Raw genomic sequence first — 20,759 nt, forward strand, 5'->3', positions numbered from 1 at the left:
GAATTTGAATTTTTTACAATGGCGAACGAATTGAAAGTTCCAACAATGGCAGAACTCTTTGCCGCAGGTCAGAAACCAGAAGTTTTGTTTTGGGTCGGCTGTGCGGGTAGTTTTGACGATAGGGCGAAAAAAATAACAAAGGCTTTTGTGCAATTGCTCAACAAGGCGAATGTTTCCTTTGCCGTTTTGGGTACGGAGGAGAGTTGTACCGGTGATCCGGCCAAAAGGGCGGGCAACGAGTTTCTCTTTCAAATGCAGGCGGTTACCAATATCGAAGTGATGAATGCCTACGGTATAAATAAAATCGTAACGGCTTGTCCCCATTGCTTCAATACCATTAAAAATGAGTACCCCGGTTTAGGGGGGCAGTATGAGGTGGTTCACCATACCCAATTTTTAAAGACCCTGTTCGAAGACGGAAGGATTACCCTTGAAGGTGGAAAATTCAAAGGAAAGCGTATAACTTACCATGACCCGTGCTATTTGGGCCGGGCCAATAATGTTTACGAAGCGCCAAGGGAAATGATCCGAAAACTTGATGCCGAGCTTATTGAAATGAAGAGCTGTAGGCAAAAGGGACTTTGTTGCGGTGCCGGTGGGGCACAGATGTTCAAGGAACCCGAAAAAGGGGATAAGGACGTGAACATAGAGCGTACGGAACAGGCAATGGAGACCCAGCCCGAAATTATTGCCGCCGCATGCCCATTTTGCAATACGATGATGACAGACGGAGTTAAGAATAAAGAAAAGGAGGGCGCCATTGCCGTGATGGATATTGCCGAGCTGATTGCCTCTGCGCAAGACCTGTAGGGCCCCTCGATTAAGAACCCCCAATTAGAACACAAGAAAATGCTAGTAGAATTTAATACTTTGCCCGATGCTTCACGCATATGGATCTATCAGGCCAACCGCAGTTTTACCGAAGCCGAATTGGCCGAAATACGTAACGAGCTCAACGACTTTATAACAGAATGGACCGCCCATGGTAGTCAGTTGAAAGCAGGATATGAAATAAAATACAAAAGGTTTATTGTTTTGGCCCTCGACCAAAGTGAGGTGGCCGCATCAGGTTGTTCAATAGACGCATCGGTTCATTTTATCCAACATTTAGAGAAAAAATACAATGTAGAACTTCTTGATAAGATGAACGTTTCTTATAAGCAAGGCGAGCACATTGCCTATAAGACCTTGATAGATTTCAAAAAAATGGCCAAACAAAAGGCAGTGTCTAAAAACACTATTGTTTTTAACAATCTTGTTGCCAATAAACAGGAGTACCAAGAACATTGGGAAGTACCCGCCGGGGAGAGTTGGCATGCCCGGTTTATGTAGTGAAATCGGTTCGACATGTTTCCTGAAGTATTGGTTTCATTATATATATCGGATGAAATGCAATATTCCTTTTAGTTTTTAGTTATTGCCATAGATCTATCTGAACAATGCGTTTTTTTTCTGTTTTTTCCTTACTTTTTTTTGTAATTCTAGGTGCTGCAGCGCAACATCCTTTGGTGACCAAAGACAGTCTGGCCCAAAGTAAATGGGTCGATGCGCGCTATAGTGAGATGACGCTTGACGAAAAGTTAGGACAACTTTTTATGGTCATGGTGGGCTCGGATCAGGCTAAATCCAGTACAGATAAAATAAAGGCACTCATTAAGGAACAGCATATTGGAGGGGTAATCTTTTCTACGGGTGGCCCTATGAGACAGGCCAAACTAACGAACGAATTTCAATCGGTTTCAAAACTTCCCTTGATGATCGGCCTAGATGCCGAGTGGGGACTTGCCATGAGGTTAGACTCTACATATGCCTTTCCATGGAATATGACCCTAGGGGCCATTACCGATAACACCGTGGTACAAAAGGTAGGTAGGCGCATCGGGGAGCATGCCAAACGTTTGGGCGTGCATATCAATTTTGCTCCCGACATCGATATCAATACAAACCCGAAAAATCCTATAATAGGTAATCGCTCTTTTGGGGAAGACCGTGAGAACGTAGCCAATAAGGGAATTGCCTTTATGAAAGGAATGGAAAGTGCCGGGGTACTCGCCAGTGGAAAACACTTTCCAGGCCATGGGGATACGGAAACCGATTCGCATAAGGCCTTGCCCATGATCAATTTTACCCGCGAACGACTTGATAGTGTAGAATTGTATCCTTTCAGAAGATTGATCGACGAAGGCTTGAGTAGTGTTATGGTCGCCCATCTAGAGGTACCTGCGCTCGAGTTGCAAAAAGAACTTCCGTCTTCCTTGTCGGAGCAGATCATTTCTGGGTTGTTAAAGGAGGAAATGAATTTTAAAGGATTGGTTTTTACCGATGCCCTAAATATGAAGGGGGTAACCAACCACGGTAAAGATGGTGATGCCGAGTTGGCCGCTTTCATGGCGGGCAATGACATCCTATTAATGCCTACACAAGTGGACAAGGCCAAGGAAAAACTGGCCAAAGCTTATGAAAAGGGAAGGATTACCGAAGAAAGGTTGGCCAGTTCGGTAAAGAAAATTTTAATGGCGAAATATAAGGTCGGGCTAAACAGGTATAAGCCGGTGGAGCTCAAAAATCTTTATGAGGACCTGAATTCGAGAACCGATGACCTGATTTACGAAGAGGCCATAGAAAAGGCCTTGACCGTGGTAAAGAACAATTTTTACCTGATGGGAGTCAAGCAGTTGGAGAACAAGAAAATCGCCTATGTAAAGTTCGGCGATGCCAATAGTGATCCCTTTCTTGAAGAATTGAACAAATATGCTGCGGTAAAACAGGTGAACGCCAGTGATATCGGAACCTTAAAGACGAAGCTTAAAGATTATAACTTGGTAATCGTGGGACTTCATAAGAGTAATGAAAGCCCTTGGAAAGCGTATAAGTTTTCAAAAAGAGAACTACAGTGGTTGGAGGAAATAGCGAACCAACGAACATCAAACTTGATATTGTCGGTATTCGCTAAGCCTTACGCACTCTTAGATGTACCTTCCTTTAAGAGTATCGACGGGGTAGTGGTAGCGTATCAAAACAGCGAGTTGGCACAGCGTAAGACGGCTCAGTTGATTTTCGGGGCCATCCCCGGTGAAGGTAAGTTGCCGGTTACCGCCCATAGCGATTTTCCGGTAAACACCCAGGTTCGGTTAAAGTCGTTATTGCGATTGGGGTACAGTTATCCCGAGCGGGTGGGTTTCGATGCGGCCAAATTGGCCCAAATCGATACACTGGTACGGCATGGGATCGATTCTTTAATGTTTCCGGGTGCCCAGGTACTGGTGGCCCGAAAGGGAAAGGTGGTCTATAATAAAGGGTTTGGTAAGCCGACCTACGATTCTAAGGACAGTATTACCACCGAACATATTTATGATTTGGCTTCCATAACAAAAATATTGGGTACGTTGCCGATGATCATGAAAATGGAAGAGGAGGGGGATATCAAACTGAACAATACCTTTCAGGAACTGATTCCCGAATATGCCGAATCGGAACTGAAGAACGTCACCGTACTAAAGGCATTGTCACATTATGGAAGACTGCCCGCGTGGATCGCTTTTTATGTCGCTACGCTTGACAAGAACCGAAAACCATCGAAAGAGTTCTATAGAACGGAACCTACCGATGGTTTTTCGTATAAGGTAACCGATAAACTTTATCTTACCGATGCGTATAACGATTCCATCTATAACCGGATCGGGAGACAGAGCTTAAAATCGAATCGCTATAGGTACAGTGATGTAGGTTATTACGTGATGAAAAAATACATTGAAAAAGTTGGCAAGAAGCGATTGGACAAGCAGGTGGATGAATTTCTGTATAAGCCCATCGGGGCATTGAATACGAGTTATAATCCTCTTGAGAAATTCCCTAAAAACAGGATTGTACCCACCGAAGTCGATAAATATTACCGTTACGAGACCGTTCAAGGCTATGTGCACGATATGGGGGCGGCCATGCAAGGTGGGGTCGGAGGCCATGCCGGACTTTTCAGTAATGCAGGTGATATCGCCAAGATCATGCAAATGTACTTACAGGACGGCATTTACGGAGGCACCCGTTTTTTGGATGCACGTACGGTCAAAAAGTTCAATACCTGTTATTTCTGCGATGAAAACGTGAGGCGTGGGGTAGGCTTTGATAAACCCCAATTAAAAGATGGCGGCCCTACCTGTGGTTGTGTATCCCGAAAAAGTTTTGGCCACAGTGGTTTTACCGGCACCTATACTTGGGCCGATCCCGAAGAGGAAATCGTTTACGTGTTCTTGTCGAACAGAACTTACCCTTCCTCTTCCAATACGCTTTTGATAAAATCGGGTTTACGAACACGTATTCAAAAAGTAATTTACGACGCTATTGTAAATTGATGTTTTTTTTTTTAGGAACTATAATTCTTTGGCACATCCTTGATAATTAAAGAATTGGGCGAAGATGCTCGGTTTACTTGCCATATACTTTGCGGTGTCTTGAAATTAAAAAGGGCTTTTACCGACTTACTTTATAGATTTAGCTAAATTTGACTGATGAAAATAGCAATTGTTTGTTATCCAACTTTTGGAGGGAGCGGTGTAGTAGCCACGGAACTAGGTATAGCCTTGGCCGATAGAGGGCATGAGGTTCATTTTGTAACTTATAAGCAACCCGTGCGCCTAGGGCTCTTAGGTAATAAAATTTACTTCCACGAAGTGCATGTACCCGAATATCCGCTCTTTAAATATCAACCTTATGAACTGGCGTTGTCAAGTAAATTGGTAGATACGGTGAAGTTGCACAACATCGATTTGCTTCATGTTCATTATGCCATACCACATGCCTATGCAGGTTATATGGCCAAAAAAATGTTGGAGGAAGAGGGAATATATGTGCCAATGATAACGACCTTGCACGGTACGGATATCACCTTGGTGGGCAACCATCCATTCTATAAACCGGCGGTTACCTTCAGTATCAATCAATCCGACGTGGTGACTTCCGTTTCCGAAAACCTAAAACAACGTACCATGGAGTTCTTCGATATTAAGAAGGAAATCGAGGTGGTACCCAATTTTATAGATAAATCAAATTACAGTCTTACGTTTACCGATTGCCAGCGTTCTTTAATGGCTAAGGACGACGAGAAAATTATTACGCATATCAGTAATTTTAGGAAGGTAAAACGCATACCCGATGTCATCGAGATCTTTGACCGTATTCAAAAGGAAATACCGGCCAAGTTGGTTATGGTAGGGGAAGGACCTGAAAAGGAAAATGCCGAAAGGTTGTGCGAAGAAAAGGGTTTGGTCGATAAGGTCATATTTTTAGGCAACAGTAATGAAATAGATAGAATTCTATGTTTTTCCGATCTGTTTCTTTTGCCTTCCGAATCTGAGAGTTTTGGTTTGGCGGCCTTGGAGGCAATGATCAATAAGGTACCTGTAATATCGAGTAATGCGGGGGGTATACCTGAAGTTAATGAACACGGTATTACCGGGTTTTTGAGCGATATTGGCGACGTTGCCGATATGGCACACAACGCCTTGCGTATTTTGAAAGATGAGGATACTTTGGAGCAATTTAAACAAAATGCGGTAGCCTCTGCGGAACGGTTCGATATCAAAAAGGTGCTGCCCTTATATGAAGCACTCTATGAAAAGGCCTATAAAGCAAGGTTTGACAAATCTTTGACGTAATATGAAATGTGCTTTCTTGGTTTTGATTCTACTTTTCTCATCTTGTAAAGGGCAGGAAAAAAGAGGGCGCCAACAAGACGTTTCCGAACAGGAAAACCTAATGCAACTTATTGAAAGCGATTTTTATAGCGGGACCGATGAAGAGGGGATGATAGTCGTTACCGATAGAAAAAGCCTGCTTAAATTCTACGCACAGGTCAACAGAACCCGAAAACCGGGACTGGTGGTACCCGAAGTTGACTTTGGCAAGGAAATGTTGCTCATCTACTGCGCCGGAAAACAGCAAGGAGCTTCCTTGCCTCGATTGTTCGTTAAGAATACATCCGACAGCCGTTTGGTCTTAGGCGTTGAAACGACCAAGGGAGAGGCGTCTTCTACCGCCTTGACGAGTCCGTTTTCAATTTATAGCCTACCGCTTACCCAAAAGCAAATTATTGTAGAGTAAAACCGATATATAGCTGGTATTGAACGGGCTATCGATTATTGGTGCCATTCGAAGTGTACATTCGGGTTCTTGCCCTTATAGTTCTTACTTTGTAGTGAGAACACCCAAATTGTATTCTTATGAAACCCCATATAAAATATATGGTTCTATTGTTATGTGCCACGACAAACCTATTGCAGGCGCAAGAAGAACCAAAACTTGTAGCAAAGGACAGTATTGTAAAAAGTTCGTGGATTATTGGCCTTGGTTATAATATTGTAGATGACTCAGGAGATGTGTTCGATGAACTATTGGCTCCGGGAGATCAATGGAACGTACTGCCATATCCCTCAAGAATCAGTATCGGAAGATATTTTGATAGTGGAATCGGCGTAGAGGCTATCGGTACCTACAACAAATACGCCGTGGGTAAATTTATCGATGGAAGGACTAACCTTGAAGAAACCGATTATTATGGGATAGACGCCCGGTTGACCTATGACTTGAATAAGATCATTGGGCAGACCGGATGGTTCGACCCCTACTTGGGTGTTGGTGCGGGTTATACGGAAGCCAATAATGAACCTCGGGCCACTTATAATGCCGTAGTTGGGTTTAGAACCTGGTTTTCCGATCGTTTCGGACTCGATTTCAGTTCTTCGGGAAAATGGGCGGCGAACAATGACCAGGCCACCAATCACTTACAGCATGCGGCTGGGGTGGTATATCAATTTGGAATTACGAAAGGACTATCGAAAAAGGGCGAGGCCAAACTCGCCTTGATCGAGGAGTTGGATGCCCAAAGGCAGAAGCAACAAGATTCGATCGCGGCTGCAGAAAGGGAAAGGGAAGAGGCGGACCTAGCTGCAAGACTGGCCAAAGAAAAAGAGGAAGCTCGATTGGCCGCAGCCGAAAAAGCTAGGCTAGATGCCTTAAAACAGCGTGAAACGGAAATCAGAAATGAGATTGACGCTTTGGGCTTTGCGTATTTCGACCTGAATTCTTCGTATTTAAATGCAAAATCGAAAAAGGTTCTTGACGGTCTCGCCGATATTTTGGCGAAATATCCGGAATTGGAGCTTCAAATCACTTCACATACCGATTCAAGGGGTACATCGGCCTACAACGATTGGTTGTCGGAACGACGTGTAACCCATACCAAGGCCTATTTGGTAAAGCGGGGCGTATCGGCTGAACGTCTTGATACGGAAGCCTATGGCGAAACCCATTTGTTGAACGAATGTGATGACAACACCTATTGCGATGAGGAAAAACATCAAGAAAATAGAAGGTCGGAGTTTGTTATTACCAAGTTTTAGTTACGATAACAAACCTTTGTTCAGCCATTTTCGCTTGGCCCAAAAATTAAACTTAATGTAATAGTACGTTAGGTTTAAGGGCCATGACATCCAATAATAGCCTTTAGCATACATGAATGGTTTGATTTTCACCAAATAGCGGAAGACTTTTTCGGGAGACTTCAAAAATGTCTTGATAAGGGCCACCTTTGAAGTTTTAACTTGGTTCGGGTTGTACTCAAGGCCTACTTTATTCTCGCCTACATTTTGGTAAAACCCCTTTGTAATCTGGTTTACGAACTTTAATTTTTTCCTGTTGGTAAAAATACCTGTACGCAAGGCCATGTCGGTAATGTAGTTTTGTACCATAGCCTGTGAATAGTCAATGGCACGCAAATCGTTGAAAAGGTTCTTGAATTCGGAAAACATATATTCCTGAATCGGACTCACGTATTGGTCAAAAACCATTTTCTCATTGGGTTCGTGGAACTCCACTGTGGGGGATTGGCCGTTTTCGCCCATGGTATACGATAGGGTACTGCCATGTGGCGCTGCCAGCAATTGTTCGTAAAGTTGTCCGTTGGCCATGAGTACATCATCGGAAAAATCTTGGCTCGGATAGATTGAAAAATTCAAACCGTATCTCTTGGTGCCCTTTTCAATATTGTATATTTCCTTAAGTCCAAGGTAGTAGCCCGTTACCGGTATTTTCCTTTTGAGGAACTTGTATATGCTTTCTTGCATGGTGCCTCCCCATCCCACATCAACTAGGGCAAGACCATCTTTATCAAAATCGGCTTCGAAGGATTTCAAATAGTTGAGGAATGCCATTTTTTGGTCGTAGCGGTTTTGGTCGTAGGCCTCTTGAAATCTAGGGCTGCTTCTTAGGTACTGCATGGTTTCCGATTGAAAAAACGCAGCATGGTTACTGTCCGTAGTTATAGGGATTTCCTGCTTGATATCGTTTTTGGTCTCATCGGAAAAAGGGAACCAGTCAAGGAAATGATCTAATGACATCTTTCCGAATCTTTTGAGTAAGCCCCCAAAATCTTCTTCGGGCAATGGTCGAAGGGCCAGTTGAGTAGCCGATTGCCTTGAAGCCTTGAGATAGTGCGTTCGAATTTTCGCCTCGCTCTTGAACAGGTTCATGTCTTGGTAGCAATCGAACAGTTCTTTTAAAAAGTGCCCTTCGCGGGCAAGGAAGAACAGGTCGTTTACCTTGTTTTTTTTGGCATTGATATAAAGTCGCTCGGTAAAGAAGTAAAAATGGAGCACGTATTCGCTAAACGGATGTCCGCTTTTTTTACACCGGGATTCAATGGTCTGGCAAACTTTTTTAAAGTCGTTTTTATCGGAACCCAAAAGGTTCTTTTTGTTCCTGAACTTATGGGAAAAGTGTTTCAGGTGCAATGAGGGTATACCGTGTTTATGGGCATTGTTCACATCACTGCCCATATTGTCGCCGATCATCAAAACCTCTTTGGCATCTAAGGACAGTTTGTCCAGTACATAGGGGTATAATGAACCTTTTTCTTTGCTGTGTCCTACGCTGCTAGAGAGAAAAACGGCATTGAATAAATGGTCTATTTTATGGAAGTCAAGAATTTTTTCGATTACCTTTTTTGAAAGGTAGAAATCGGACATTAGGTAAATGCGATAGCCCTTTTGTTTAAAGTGTTCGAGAGTGGAAATAAGGGTTTCGTTCTTGAACTGCACTGAAATTTCAGCGGTAAAGTCGGCCCTTTCAAATAATTTTTTGAATCTAGGGAAGGGAACGTCGTGTAAGTTTTCGGTATTCACAAGCCTGTGATATACCTCGGTGATTACATCTTTGTATTTGATCTCTAGGGTAGAGCAACCTTGCTTTTTGCCGAGATAGGCAAGTGCTTCGGTACGAATGGTAAACAATTGTTCGCCCTCCATGGGTATGGCCAACTCACGAACCATAAACTTGGCCCATAACCGTATGGCGTAATTAGGGTGTACGGTACGGTGGACCAGCGTATCAAAAAAGTCCGTAAAAAGAACTTTTCGATCATCAAACCGCGAAATTCTTCGTTTCAGGTCTTTCAAGGGGGACTAAATTAAAACTAGGTTGGGGTGCTCTACTACCTAATAAAGAGTAGAAAAATAATGGGGGATTTATGGTAAATAGAAAGAATTATATTTTCTTTTAATTCAGCAAGCCACAATTGTATATTGAAATTTTCAGACGTCTTGGTTAAATCAGCCACAGTGTTCTCGTTTACGGGGTTCAACTGCGAATATATACGGTGAAGTGCAATGTCTGGATTTTTTTTAAGAAAATATTGGGAAAAAACTCGATGAACCGCATAAATACGGCAAAATTAAAGGTTTATTTACGGTTTTTATTCAGAAAATCGGGCTATCGGAAGTATTTGAAAGCAATATTTTACTCTTTTTACCTACGACCAAGTACGATTTTGGATGATCTAAAATTGCATAAACGTTAATTTCGGACTCTTTTTCGTCGTTCTCATAGAGAAAATCGTAAATAGTCCGTCTAAGAAAATCGAATTTGCTATTCTTAAAATCAATGGCTTCTATTTTTTCGAATTCCTTTTCGAAGGGTATCGGGGTCCGTGTAATTTTTGAAGGGTCGTTCGGTAAATTTATGGGTTTTCGATGTTTGTCCCTAAAATCGTGATATTTCTCAATAAGGCCTTTTTCGCGAACAAATTGCTTCAAGGCTTTGATCAGATAGTACAATTGGGCCTTTAGTCTTCCTTTTAAGGAATCCTTTTTGAAAAAGATATCGTAATTGTAATCGTAGACGGTATTGCACCAGCGTCTTTTCCAATAAAAATCGCCCTTTGAAAAAGTAATCAATCGTACGCCATTGGCAATGCACCATTCTATCTGCTTCATCAGGTCGGTGTAACCGGTGTTGAACTTCGAATAATCGATATCGTAGGTTCGTATATATTGAAAAATAACATTTTTCATGTGGAAGTTCAGGCAGATATCGATAGGTTTTTTTCCATTGTAAATTACATAGAATGAAGCTTTCTTGTCTAAGATCATTTGATAGACGTTGGCACGGTAAAAATCTTGGGTAGCCAAATTGATATTATCCTTGATTCCTTTTTCAAGCGAGCGCAATTCCAACAGTCGATAGAATTCATCCATTAAAAAATCATACTCCTGTTTTTCCATGGCACCAAAGTACATGACATAACGAATATCAAAACATTGTTCTAGTTTTCTTTGCTCTCGACGTAGTTTATAGCGGCTCGTTTTACCGAAGCGCTCGTTTAGGTAAGCGCCTAAGGAAGGTACATTCTCAAAATTGATTAGAAAGCCGGGATACTGTTTTATGGTATGGCGCCCTATATTTTTTGGAAGTTTTTCGGTCTCTACCTTGAAATAACCAGGTACGTCCTCAACTACGAAGGCCGGTCCTTCAAAGTGAAATTCATCGGTATTGGAATTGGTAAAGACCACGTCACCCGTATACCTGTTTTGCAATTGCCTGTAATGTGTCGGCAGCAGTTCTTTGGTGTAGGCGTCGAAAAAAAAGTTCGTGGAGTTCATAGGGGGCAGGTCGTGCAAGAATTTTGTTAACGCGTTCAGTGCTTTTGGGTCTCCTTTACATAGTCGGCTATCTCTTTGGCAATAAGGGCTCGACCGTGTGCGTTCCAGTGGTGGTCGTATATCAGGGTCGTAGGTTTCTTGGAGTTCTCAAAACTGGATGAAAAGTCAATGTACCGTATCCCATTGCTCTGACAGAAGTCCAAGAAGCGTTTACTGGTTTTTCTACGGTCTAGCAGCAGGGTGGTTTTAGTTTTGTCAAAACCGTAAAGGTGGATCAAGCTTTTGAAATTGGCTATTCTTTTTTGGTCGCGTTTTAACTTTTCGTCTTCACTGTCTAGGGTAAGTTCATTGGTACGGTAGCCTTCTTTGGTGTCGTTAAAGGCTACGCCACGTTGGGCCAATTTTTTGAGGGGCTCTATAATCCCTATTTTGCTGCCGTAGGCCAGTAGTTTGATATTGTCGCGTATTTTAAAAAGGGTAGAGGAGAGCATTTTGATCCGGTCCTTATTTGGTTCGTAAACCCCTCGGTTTAAGTCGTTATCGTAATTTAGGTATAAGATGATTTGGTCTATGAGTTGAAAATCGTTCTTATAAGCATGTACCAAATGCATCTGGTTGGCAAAGTCATAGCCGGCGTATCCGTATTCATATACTTCGATACCTTCGGTCTGAATTTCAATTTGCTTGCCTATGGAGTTTGAAACGTCTTGGTGAAAACCTTCAATAAAGGAATCCCCGATCAAGGCCAGTTCAAACTTGTCCGCTGAAGGCGTGAACTCTCGGAAGGAATTGAAGCCCGCCTTGTTGATATGGAATTCAGAGAAGTTTTGGTTTCTATTGCCTGTAACAGCGTATCCACTATGGTCGGGCACTCGTTTTTCAACTCCATATTCATCAATAAAGCGAGGAGGGTCTTCGGTATAGAGATGGAATACTCTTACGATCACTTCCAATAATAGGAGGATCAGAAGCATATAGAGAACGGATTTTAGAATAAACTTTTTCATCCTATCTTAAAATTGAAAATAAATGAACGAACGGTTGACCCCATCGTCATAGAACAATAATATACTCAAAACCACTAGGGTATACAAGAGAAACCGGACTACGGGCGATTTAAACTTGAACGGGTTGCGTTCATCCCTTCGTATCAAATATTCATAAAAGGTAAACAGGGCTATCAGTAAATAAAAATCGAACATTCTATAGCCCATGGGGTGCATATAGGGTTCGTAATAAAAATTACTTCCTATTCTTTCGATAAAATCGAAGGATGAGGATAGGGTGGGCGACCGGAAGAATATCCTCGAAAAGGTTACGAGAATAAAAGTCAGTAACACTTGAAGGATTTCAGTAATACTCGGAAGCCAAGTACGTTCGGCTATAACATTGTCGGCATAAATCCTGTTTCGGCCCATTAAAAATACGGGCATATAGAGCAAGGCATGAATTCCTCCCCAAAAAACAAAGGTCCAATTGGCCCCATGCCAAAGTCCGCTGACCAAAAAAATGACGGCAATGTTTCGCAATGACTTTAATTTACTCACCCGCGACCCTCCCATAGGAATGTAGAGGTAATGTCTGAACCATGTGCTGAGCGAAATGTGCCATCTTTGCCAATATTCAGCAATGTTCCGTGAAAAATTGGGGAATTTGAAGTTGGACATCAGCTCTACCCCAAAGAGTTTTGCCGTACCGATGGCGATATCGGTATAGCCACTGAAATCGCCATACACTTGAAAGCTAAAAAGCGAGACCCCAAGAATCAAGGTAGAGGCCGGGTAGTCGGTATAGTTCGTAAAAATATCATCAACTATGGGGGCTAGGGAATCGGCGATAACGAGTTTTTTAAAAAAGCCCCAAAGAATAAGCTTTAATCCGCTACTGGCCTGTTCGTATTTAAAACTACGGCGGGTATTGATTTGGTTCAATAGGTTGGAGGCCCTTTCTATGGGGCCCGCTACCAATTGCGGAAAGAAAGCTACAAAAGCTGCGAAGGAGATGAAATTTTTGGTGGGCTCGAGCTTTTTGTAATAGATGTCAAATGAATATGACATGGTCTGAAAAGTGTAGAAGGAGATACCTACGGGTAGGATGATACGTAAGGTCCATACGCTTTTAATGTTGTAGCCCAAGGCGCTAACCGCCTCGATAAACGAGTCTACAAAAAAGTTGTAGTATTTAAAGAAGCCTAATAGGCCCAAGTTAAAGGCAACGCTTACCCATAGCCAATATTTGGCTCTTTGCTTATTGTCTTGATTTTTAAAAATTTGCTGGCCAACGAAAAAATCGAGAACGGTACTGAAAAAGATAAGGATAAGAAAACGCCAATCCCACCAGCCATAGAAGACATAACTGGCTGCAATGACCAATAGATTCTGCACCTTGAGGCTCTTTTTGAAAACGAACCAATATAGTACGAATACCACCGGAAGGAAAATCAAAAAATCGAGTGAGTTGAACAGCACTGTTATCTATTTTTATTGATGTTATTTATCCTTAATTGTTGTAATCTCTTCAAGGTCGAATTAAGTTATGGAAACTTTCACTTTTTTCTTCGTCCCTATAAAATAATATTGGTCGGTTAGGTCGGTGAACGCTTTAAGCGAGGTAAAACACTCATCGTTCAGATATAAGAATTCAAACGCCAGCATTTTTAATTTATGGTTCTCGGCCAGGTTTAAATCGACTTCGGTAAGCCCATTGGGTAGGGGGTCCGAAGAAATATCATGAAATGTAAAGGGAGCATCTATAGTGTTGACTTCGGATTTTCTATGCCTTAGTTTATAAGTGAACCGATGCAATCTTTCGTTTATGTTCTTATCGCGCAGCTTTTGTTTGAAATCGAAGAATCGCTTCAAAGTAGACGCCAAGGTCTTGGCGATAAGGGATGAGGCGTCGTAGAAAATATGATATTCAAAATCATAGGTCGTATTCGACCACCTCGTTTTATAATCAAAGTAACCTTTGGAAAAATCGAATACTTCTATTTTTTCAGCTAGGCAATATTCTATCAATTTCATAATGGTCACCGAACCCAAATGGAATTTGGCGTAATCAATATCAAAAACGGTAATAGCATCAAAGAGAACGCTGTCGGAATGATAGTTCAAGGTTACCCCGATCGGTTTTTCCCTGTCGTAAATAACGAATAGGGAGGCTTTTTTTTCAAGAATCAACGGATAGGCGACATCGTAATAGAACTGCCATTCTTCCGGATTGAGATTATTGTTGGTGATTTGTTTGTCGTCAAATCGTTTGGTGAGTAATTCCTTAAAAGAAGCAAATACAAAATCGTAGGTTTCTTTGCCGATGTCCCCGTGGTACATTTTGTATCTAATATCGAAACAGGCTTCAAAACGCTTTTTGTATTTGTTCAACTTGTACCTGCTGCTCTTGCTGAAGGTAGCGAGCATATACTCGTTAAAGTTGGTGTATGGCCCTAATTCGATGGCAAAGCCGGGGTATTGCTTGGATCGGAGCAACTTTAAAGTGGTATTTTCGGGGATGTCGCGAATGGTATTGAAATAGGTAGGGACATCGTAAATGAGAAATACCTTTTTTTTATGGTCGTTTATAGGCGCGGGGTGTAATCGATAGTCCATACCCTTGGTAAGGGTTTTTCCTGAATTGATATAAAGGGGGAGTCCCGCATACTTGTAAAATTGTATGTTTTCTAAAAAATCGACAGTCAAGGGCTTCTTGCCTCCGTAAAAATGATTCGACCAAATCGAGGTGTAGGTGTCTGATAGAAAGGGATTATTTTTTATCAAAACGGACTGGGATTAATTGGATTTTGGTATTTGTCGGTAGGCGGGAAAAAAGTTGCTTTCGCCATCATTGGTACTTTCACACCGTTGGTCCTCGTTCATTTTTACGAGTTCCTTGTACACTTTAGGGTTTACTACATATCTCCAAAATTTAGCAGGTCTGTGGTTTTTTGAAAAAGTGGACTTAAAGGCAAAGAGCGTATCGCTCTTAACGCCTTTTCCACCACCGAGGTTGAAATACTTGTATTTTTCTTCGGTGGCATTGATGCGCATGGTGTCAATGATCAGTTTAATGGCATTGAGGTGCAAGAATTCTTCTTTATGTCCCGACAAATGGTATTGTACTATTTCGTCGGTCTTTATGAACATGGCACCACCGATGACTTCATTGGTCTCGTTTAATACGCATAGCAATAGTTCCGTTTCAAAGAACGAACTGAGCATGAGCTGGTAGAAGTAACGGTCACTGAAGAAATAACTTTCATCGGCATTTACCCTTCTCATGTTTTCGTAATAGATTTCGATAAAGGTCCGGATGTCCTCTTCCGAAGTCCCTTTACGAACGGAACAGAGCTTTTGCGATTTATTGATATAAGTCTTTAAGCGACTACTGTACTGTTGTCGTTGTAGATCAAGTGGTAGGGTGAGATCAATGTAAACTACCTCACCAGGGCTATAGATTTCCCCAATATTGGCCAGAATTTCATCTTGGTGGTCAATGTAGGGATGGAGTCTTGAAAAAACGGATACCACTTTGTGTGCCAAGAATAGTTTTTGTAATTCGTTTTTGAAATTGGTGTTGTCGAAATTAAGCTTCTTGGTACTACATAGCGGGCCTGCATAGCCATACACAGAGGTAACGTCCTTGTAACAGGTGCCCTCTATTTCCCGTAACATTAGGGGGAGGATGATATGAGTACCTTCTTCTTCGTAATGAATCAGAATAGGGGTTTCATCATCTCCTTTTGAGAGGTAGTGGTAGTGGTAGGTATGGTAAAAGTCACAGTGGTCGACTTTTTTTATGAGGTCGTTCCACTCATTCCTTTCAGTTATGATTTTGATCATGCATATGGTCTAAATATCCGAATAGACAGTGCTGGCCCTGTCATCAGAGTGTTTTGGTTTAGGATGGGTACTATTGATAAAATGGGGGCTATCCGTAACGTTGACTCATAAATAGGACTAAAAGGGTAATGATAGGTAAATAACTCTTTGTTAAAGCCATTTGATAAAAATTTAATTAAAACTAGGTGTATTCCGTTATTTTGGAATCCGTTGTCCGAACCAGATTATACCTACATAATTACTAACATAAATTTACCACTTTGAAATAGACTTTCAAAAAACCCAGGTCAACTTTTTAACACGATCAAAGAAAAAAGCGATGGTATTTTATGTAACTGCAATTTCGCCAATATTTTTAACGAAGGTCTTTGGAAGGTGGTCTTCGGTAAAATAGCGAAAAGCATCGCTGTGGATGTTCAGGCCATTGTCGATGAGCCCGATACTATCCCACCCAAGGGTATTAGGAGCGAGAAAGTCCTTTCTTATATTATCGGCAATGTAACAATAGCGATGATTTGGAAAAGCTTCTTCTATGGCCCGATAGTTTTTTTTGTCGGGCTTTTCGGAACCTAGTTCTTCCGATATCACAATGGTATCAAAGTAGTCAACTACGGCCAAGGCTGAGAGCTTGGCTCTTTGGGTTTTGCTCCTCCCATCGGTTATGACACCCAGTTTTCCACCTTTGTCCTTTATGTGTTTTAACAAAGGTAGAACCCCTTCGAATGGAACGATAGCTGGTTGGTGGTTGCGATAAAGGTTTATGAGCATTTGTTTTTCAACCCCAAAAGTAGTGGTCAAGTATTCGAACACGTTCTCTTTGTTTCGATACATTGAGAACATTTGTACAAAAAGTTTTTTCCATTGCTTGGGGGCGAGTTCCATGGCAATGGCGGAATAAGCAGATCTTAGATAATCGATTTCATTATAGAGTGTATCGTCTAAATCAAAAACGATGACGGATTTTTCATCAACCTTTATATCCATGGACTAAAATTTCATCGTCATATCTGATCATGAGAAGGTCTTTTTCCCAACAATCAAAATCTTGATCAATTTGTTTCCCTTGGGTGAATTCCTCTATAATCCATTTGGGGTAGTTGGCACCTGCCAAATAAGATAGGGGGTAGCCACCACCAAATCTTGGGTTGATCTCTATGGCCCTAACATTGTTTTCCGTATTATGGACGAAAAACTGGGCTGTAAGGCAACCCACGGCACCGTTTACGGTAGCCATATTTTTTTTGATGTAATCGACGAGAAGATTCTTCACGGTCAAGGCCTTATAGACCTCTCCATCCCTTACTTCGATTCTTTTTCGAGGAACGACACATTTCAGTTCATGGTCTTTGCCGTAGTATAGGTCGCAGGTAAACTCATTGTATTGATCATGATCGAGGTATTCTAAGAACATAAGCTTATCATTTTGAAAATGATAGTCCGTTAGGTCTTTCTCCTCCTTGATCAGATAGGTGTCAACACTTCTACTGCCATCAATAGGTTTGATGAACAGTGGAAGGCGATATTTGTCTTTTGAATATTCTTTGGCAACTTCTACGTTATGGGCTTCAAAGAACTTGTGGATTTGTCTTTTGTCCCTACATTTTCCGACGAAATCGGAGGAGGCAACCACGGGTACGATCCCGTTTTTTTCCAAAAGCAGTCTGTTTTGTGCCAGTGGTAATAACTCTGTGTCAATCGTAGGAATCAACAGGCCGATGTCACGTTTTTTACATTCGCTGATCAACACATCGAAATAATCGGCATGGGTCACAAAAGGCACTTTAAAATAGCCGTCGGCTATTTGGCAGGCACCGGAAAGTGTTGGGTCGGCATCGGATGCATACACTTTAGCCTCGGGATATATTTTTTTAAGTTCCTTTTGAAAGGCCCTAACGAGAGAAACACGCCTCCCGGCAGAAGATATGAGAATATTCATCGTACTAAAGTATAAAAAGATCGGAACATCTTTATGAAAGGATTGATCAAAGGTTTTCTGTTAAATACGAAAACCAAGCACGAATAGCCTATCCCGTGGTAATCTTCCCCTAGAAATTTCTTTAATGGGTATGCGTCTATTTTTTCAAAACCCGAGAGCATGGCGGGAATTTCAGAAACCGGAATATCTGATTTCATCAGGCGAACCATTAGAAAGAAGACAAAGGACTGCTGACGTGTTTTAAGTCTTTTGATACAGGCCTCGGCGTCTTTATGCCCCCTAGGTATGGTCGATATTAATTCGTTGAACACATGGGCTGCATTTGCATTGTCGTAGATCACTTTGTTGTAGTGTTCCGGACTTTTATTGCGCATGGCCGATGTTGGCAAAATACGATATCGGTGTACGTCTAAGTCGGCATGGGCCATTCTTTTGGCCTGGCAGAAGAGTTCGGAGGTAAGAATGGCATCTTCCATCCATTTGCCCTCGATAAAGCGGATTCCGGTATTTTGTATAAAATCGCGCTTGATCAAATACCACCAAATTTCGTTTTTGTGCTTTTTGTTCGCTATATAGGTAATGCCGTCGCAGATGTCAGGTTGAGCGGATGCATCAAAGGAATCAATGTTTTTAGAATAGGGATAAGGTTTGGTGACGACCGATTTGCTTACGAAAGTCAAGATGTCTAAATCGTTGGCTTTGCATAGGTCGAGTAAAATGGGCAAAGTATTTTGGGCAACATAGTCATCGGGGTCGAGAAAATAAATGTATTCCCCTTGAGCGAGGTCGTATCCCGAATTTCTTGCCGCACCTACGCCCGCATTCTTTTTGTCGATAACCTTTATATTGGAGTGTTGCGAAGCGTATTCTTGGGCGATTTCTAACGTTCTATCTTTAGATTCATCGTTTACAATAATAATCTCGTATTCGGAATCCGTCATTTGCTGGTCTAATAAGCTATTGACGCATTCGCTTAAATAGAGTTCCATGTTGTAACACGGTATAATAATACTTAATCGCATAGTTCGCTATTTCCTGTAAACAATTCCATTGTGGCACTGGTATCGGATGAGATCCCATCGGTTTTGACTACTTTCAGTACGGTCAAAAACAATATTTTGAGATCGAGGGGGAAAGAGATGTGGTCAACATACCACACGTCATATTCAAATTTTTTATTCCAAGATATGGCATTTCTCCCGTTCACTTGTGCCCATCCCGTTATGCCCGGCTTGACCTCGTGCCTTCGCTTCTGATAATCGTTGTAGAGGGGCAAATACGAGACTAATAATGGGCGGGGGCCAATTAGGCTCATATCTCCCTTGAGCACGTTTAATAATTGGGGGAGTTCATCAAGGGATGTTTTTCTAATGAATTTACCTGCAGAGGTAAGTCTTTTTTCGTCAGGAAGAAGGTTTCCGCTTGCATCTTTTTTGTCGTTCATGGTCTTGAACTTCAATATGGTGAAGATTTTGCCGTCTTTTCCAGGGCGTTTTTGAACAAAAAAGATACTTCCACGATTAGCGATTCCTAAAAAAAGAACAATGAGCAATATGATAGGCAGGGCCAGAGTCAAAATTGACAATGCCATTATAAAATCGATTAGTCTTTTAAAAAAATAACGGTAAATCATGAAGCGTCTAATAACCCTTGCAAAATACAGATAAAAACGCCTTATAAATTTTGGTTATAGACCAAGTACTTGCATTTTTGTTAAAATGCAAGTTTACTCGATAATCGAGATGAAATGCTCCGAGGCTTGCCTCGAAATCAAGGAGTATTCCTTTTAATGCCTTGAGGGCTTGCCCCAAGGTAGTTTACTGCATATCGATGTCTGTTGTAATAAGACGAAAGGGAGGAAACCCATACTTTTGGTTATGCTAACCCATAGGGGGCGTTCGGGCCTACTTGAGCAATCGGTATTCTTTGAGCTGCTCCGACCAAACGAACTGTTGGCTATATTTTTCGGAAATCAGTTGTCTGTATTTTGGATTGGAACCGAAGTAGTCGGATGGGGTATTTAAGCAGTTTAGCATGGCATGGGTTAGGGCATCGCTGTTCTTTACGGGTATAATCGTACCATTTATTCCGTCTTCGATAATTTCATTAGAACCATTAATATTGGTAACGATACTGTATTTGCCCATGGCGCCGGCTTGGAGAAGTACATTTGGGAATCCCTCTCTGTAACTGGGAAATACGAATACGTTCGAAATGGCAAAATAGGGTCTAACATCTTGTTGCCAACCCACGGATATAATGCCCTCGTTTTCTTCAATTTCCTTTTCTATGGATGGGGGCAAGGGGTCCATATCCTTTTCGTAAGGCCCCACGAGCAATAATTTAGAGTTTTTTGATTCTTTTTGTACTTGAACAAAGGAAGTGATCATTTCCTCTATCCCTTTATCAAACCCAATTCGGCCCACAAAAGACCATATAAAATCAGATTCGTCGATATGTAGATTTTTCCTTATTTCCTTTTGAATATTGCTCGGATAGAGCATAGGATCGAAGTGGTCTAAATCAATACCGTTCACATTCCCGTGACCAATAATCTTTAAAGGTTTACGGGTGATTTTGTATGCAGTAAGATCCTTCTTTACCCCCCTTCCCTCTGGATAAATATGGGTCGCACAAAAACAGATGATGCGGTCGAAGAAGATAAGCATATGCTTCATTAGACCTTGTTGGGTAGGGAAAACCAGGCCCGTAAAGGTATGCAGGCGATAAGGGACCCCGGCCAGGTAACCGGCAACCATGCTCAACAGTCCCGCTTTAGGGGTGATGGAATGAATGATATCGGGCTTTTCCTTTTTAAAAAGAACGAACAACTTGTATAGGGATACGATATCGGCCCAAAGATTTATTTTTCGGTCAATATTGACAACTACCGTACGAATACCTTCACTGTCCCTTATCGTTTGGTGCTGTGAACCTTCAGAAGCTACACCTGTTACGTCAAAAAAATCGTTCATATAACGTAACTGGCCGTTGAGTAGAACGGCAAGGGAACCTGGGGCAGCGGCAATTCTAAATAGTTTTCTTTTCATAACCTATGTA

Annotated in this window: 17 protein-coding genes; 6 read left to right on the plus strand and 11 right to left on the minus strand. The window is 41.8% G+C overall.

Annotated features, from left to right (window positions below; genetic code table 11):
• Nucleotides 1–18: 18 nt before the first annotated feature.
• From B4Q04_RS17180 to B4Q04_RS17205, 6 genes are all read left to right on the plus strand, one after another.
• A complete protein-coding gene (locus tag B4Q04_RS17180) occupies nucleotides 19–810 on the plus strand; it encodes a (Fe-S)-binding protein (protein WP_013995071.1) in 792 nt (263 codons plus the stop codon).
• A 39-nt stretch (nucleotides 811–849) separates the two neighbouring features.
• Nucleotides 850–1,332: a hypothetical protein gene (locus tag B4Q04_RS17185; RefSeq protein WP_013995072.1), complete on the plus strand. Its 483-nt coding sequence runs from the start codon at nucleotides 850–852 to the stop codon at nucleotides 1,330–1,332.
• A 107-nt stretch (nucleotides 1,333–1,439) separates the two neighbouring features.
• Nucleotides 1,440–4,349: a glycoside hydrolase family 3 N-terminal domain-containing protein gene (locus B4Q04_RS17190; protein WP_088697544.1), complete on the plus strand. Its 2,910-nt coding sequence runs from the start codon at nucleotides 1,440–1,442 to the stop codon at nucleotides 4,347–4,349.
• A gap of 156 nt (nucleotides 4,350–4,505) precedes the next feature.
• Complete coding sequence (gene bshA / locus B4Q04_RS17195) at nucleotides 4,506–5,651, plus strand: N-acetyl-alpha-D-glucosaminyl L-malate synthase BshA (RefSeq protein WP_013995074.1); 1,146 nt, start codon at nucleotides 4,506–4,508, stop codon at nucleotides 5,649–5,651.
• Nucleotide 5,652: 1 nt separating this feature from the next.
• A complete protein-coding gene (locus B4Q04_RS17200) occupies nucleotides 5,653–6,096 on the plus strand; it encodes a hypothetical protein (RefSeq protein WP_088697545.1) in 444 nt (147 codons plus the stop codon).
• A gap of 119 nt (nucleotides 6,097–6,215) precedes the next feature.
• Nucleotides 6,216–7,394: an OmpA family protein gene (locus B4Q04_RS17205; RefSeq protein WP_088697546.1), complete on the plus strand. Its 1,179-nt coding sequence runs from the start codon at nucleotides 6,216–6,218 to the stop codon at nucleotides 7,392–7,394.
• On the opposite strand, the gene B4Q04_RS17210 is transcribed toward B4Q04_RS17205, so the two are convergent.
• The 11 genes from B4Q04_RS17210 to B4Q04_RS17260 all read right to left on the minus strand — a co-directional run bounded on the left by B4Q04_RS17210 (nucleotide 7,395) and on the right by B4Q04_RS17260 (nucleotide 20,749).
• On the minus strand, nucleotides 7,395–9,446 hold the full coding sequence (locus B4Q04_RS17210) for an HAD family hydrolase (protein ID WP_088697547.1): 2,052 nt from the start codon (nucleotides 9,444–9,446) through the stop codon (nucleotides 7,395–7,397).
• 300 nt (nucleotides 9,447–9,746) lie between these two features.
• Nucleotides 9,747–10,928, minus strand: a complete 1,182-nt coding sequence (locus B4Q04_RS17215; protein ID WP_088697548.1) for a GNAT family N-acetyltransferase — start codon at nucleotides 10,926–10,928, stop codon at nucleotides 9,747–9,749.
• A 35-nt stretch (nucleotides 10,929–10,963) separates the two neighbouring features.
• A complete protein-coding gene (locus B4Q04_RS17220) occupies nucleotides 10,964–11,935 on the minus strand; it encodes a hypothetical protein (RefSeq protein WP_236631041.1) in 972 nt (323 codons plus the stop codon).
• A gap of 6 nt (nucleotides 11,936–11,941) precedes the next feature.
• A complete protein-coding gene (locus B4Q04_RS17225) occupies nucleotides 11,942–13,396 on the minus strand; it encodes an MBOAT family O-acyltransferase (RefSeq protein ID WP_088697549.1) in 1,455 nt (484 codons plus the stop codon).
• Nucleotides 13,397–13,456: 60 nt separating this feature from the next.
• Entirely contained in the window at nucleotides 13,457–14,701 is a 1,245-nt protein-coding gene (locus B4Q04_RS17230; protein WP_088697550.1) for a GNAT family N-acetyltransferase, read from the minus strand.
• A gap of 12 nt (nucleotides 14,702–14,713) precedes the next feature.
• A complete protein-coding gene (locus B4Q04_RS17235; RefSeq protein WP_013995082.1) occupies nucleotides 14,714–15,763 on the minus strand; it encodes a GNAT family N-acetyltransferase in 1,050 nt (349 codons plus the stop codon).
• Between the two features lie 327 nt (nucleotides 15,764–16,090).
• Nucleotides 16,091–16,747 (minus strand): HAD family hydrolase, encoded by a 657-nt coding sequence (locus B4Q04_RS17240; RefSeq protein WP_088697551.1) that lies wholly within the window; start codon nucleotides 16,745–16,747, stop codon nucleotides 16,091–16,093.
• Complete coding sequence (locus tag B4Q04_RS17245) at nucleotides 16,731–17,699, minus strand: ATP-grasp domain-containing protein (RefSeq protein WP_013995084.1); 969 nt, start codon at nucleotides 17,697–17,699, stop codon at nucleotides 16,731–16,733. The genes B4Q04_RS17240 and B4Q04_RS17245 overlap by 17 nt, the downstream gene beginning before the upstream one ends.
• On the minus strand, nucleotides 17,696–18,721 hold the full coding sequence (locus B4Q04_RS17250) for a glycosyltransferase (RefSeq protein ID WP_088697552.1): 1,026 nt from the start codon (nucleotides 18,719–18,721) through the stop codon (nucleotides 17,696–17,698). Before B4Q04_RS17250 ends, B4Q04_RS17245 begins: the two co-directional genes overlap by 4 nt.
• Entirely contained in the window at nucleotides 18,712–19,329 is a 618-nt protein-coding gene (locus tag B4Q04_RS17255) for a sugar transferase (RefSeq protein WP_088697573.1), read from the minus strand. Before B4Q04_RS17255 ends, B4Q04_RS17250 begins: the two co-directional genes overlap by 10 nt.
• Nucleotides 19,330–19,603: 274 nt before the next feature.
• The gene (locus B4Q04_RS17260) at nucleotides 19,604–20,749 is read right to left on the minus strand and encodes a glycosyltransferase (protein WP_088697553.1); all 1,146 of its coding nucleotides are present in this window, start codon (nucleotides 20,747–20,749) and stop codon (nucleotides 19,604–19,606) included.
• Between the last annotated feature and the right edge of the window lie 10 nt (nucleotides 20,750–20,759).

Origin of the sequence: Zobellia sp. OII3 (assembly GCF_002211465.1) — a bacterium.
Classification (GTDB): domain Bacteria; phylum Bacteroidota; class Bacteroidia; order Flavobacteriales; family Flavobacteriaceae; genus Zobellia; species Zobellia galactanivorans.

What these genes read in the sequence shown, in the direction of transcription:
- B4Q04_RS17180 (WP_013995071.1), top strand. Translation starts at nt 19, where the DNA reads ATGGCGAACGAATTGAAAGTTCCAACAATGGCAGAACTCTTTGCCGCA.
- B4Q04_RS17185 (WP_013995072.1), top strand. Translation starts at nt 850, where the DNA reads ATGCTAGTAGAATTTAATACTTTGCCCGATGCTTCACGCATATGGATC.
- B4Q04_RS17190 (WP_088697544.1), top strand. Translation starts at nt 1,440, where the DNA reads ATGCGTTTTTTTTCTGTTTTTTCCTTACTTTTTTTTGTAATTCTAGGT.
- bshA (WP_013995074.1), top strand. Translation starts at nt 4,506, where the DNA reads ATGAAAATAGCAATTGTTTGTTATCCAACTTTTGGAGGGAGCGGTGTA.
- B4Q04_RS17200 (WP_088697545.1), top strand. Translation starts at nt 5,653, where the DNA reads ATGAAATGTGCTTTCTTGGTTTTGATTCTACTTTTCTCATCTTGTAAA.
- B4Q04_RS17205 (WP_088697546.1), top strand. Translation starts at nt 6,216, where the DNA reads ATGAAACCCCATATAAAATATATGGTTCTATTGTTATGTGCCACGACA.
- B4Q04_RS17215 (WP_088697548.1), bottom strand. Translation starts at nt 10,928, where the DNA reads ATGAACTCCACGAACTTTTTTTTCGACGCCTACACCAAAGAACTGCTG.
- B4Q04_RS17220 (WP_236631041.1), bottom strand. Translation starts at nt 11,935, where the DNA reads ATGAAAAAGTTTATTCTAAAATCCGTTCTCTATATGCTTCTGATCCTC.
- B4Q04_RS17235 (WP_013995082.1), bottom strand. Translation starts at nt 15,763, where the DNA reads ATGATCAAAATCATAACTGAAAGGAATGAGTGGAACGACCTCATAAAA.
- B4Q04_RS17240 (WP_088697551.1), bottom strand. Translation starts at nt 16,747, where the DNA reads ATGGATATAAAGGTTGATGAAAAATCCGTCATCGTTTTTGATTTAGAC.
- B4Q04_RS17245 (WP_013995084.1), bottom strand. Translation starts at nt 17,699, where the DNA reads ATGAATATTCTCATATCTTCTGCCGGGAGGCGTGTTTCTCTCGTTAGG.
- B4Q04_RS17250 (WP_088697552.1), bottom strand. Translation starts at nt 18,721, where the DNA reads ATGCGATTAAGTATTATTATACCGTGTTACAACATGGAACTCTATTTA.
- B4Q04_RS17260 (WP_088697553.1), bottom strand. Translation starts at nt 20,749, where the DNA reads ATGAAAAGAAAACTATTTAGAATTGCCGCTGCCCCAGGTTCCCTTGCC.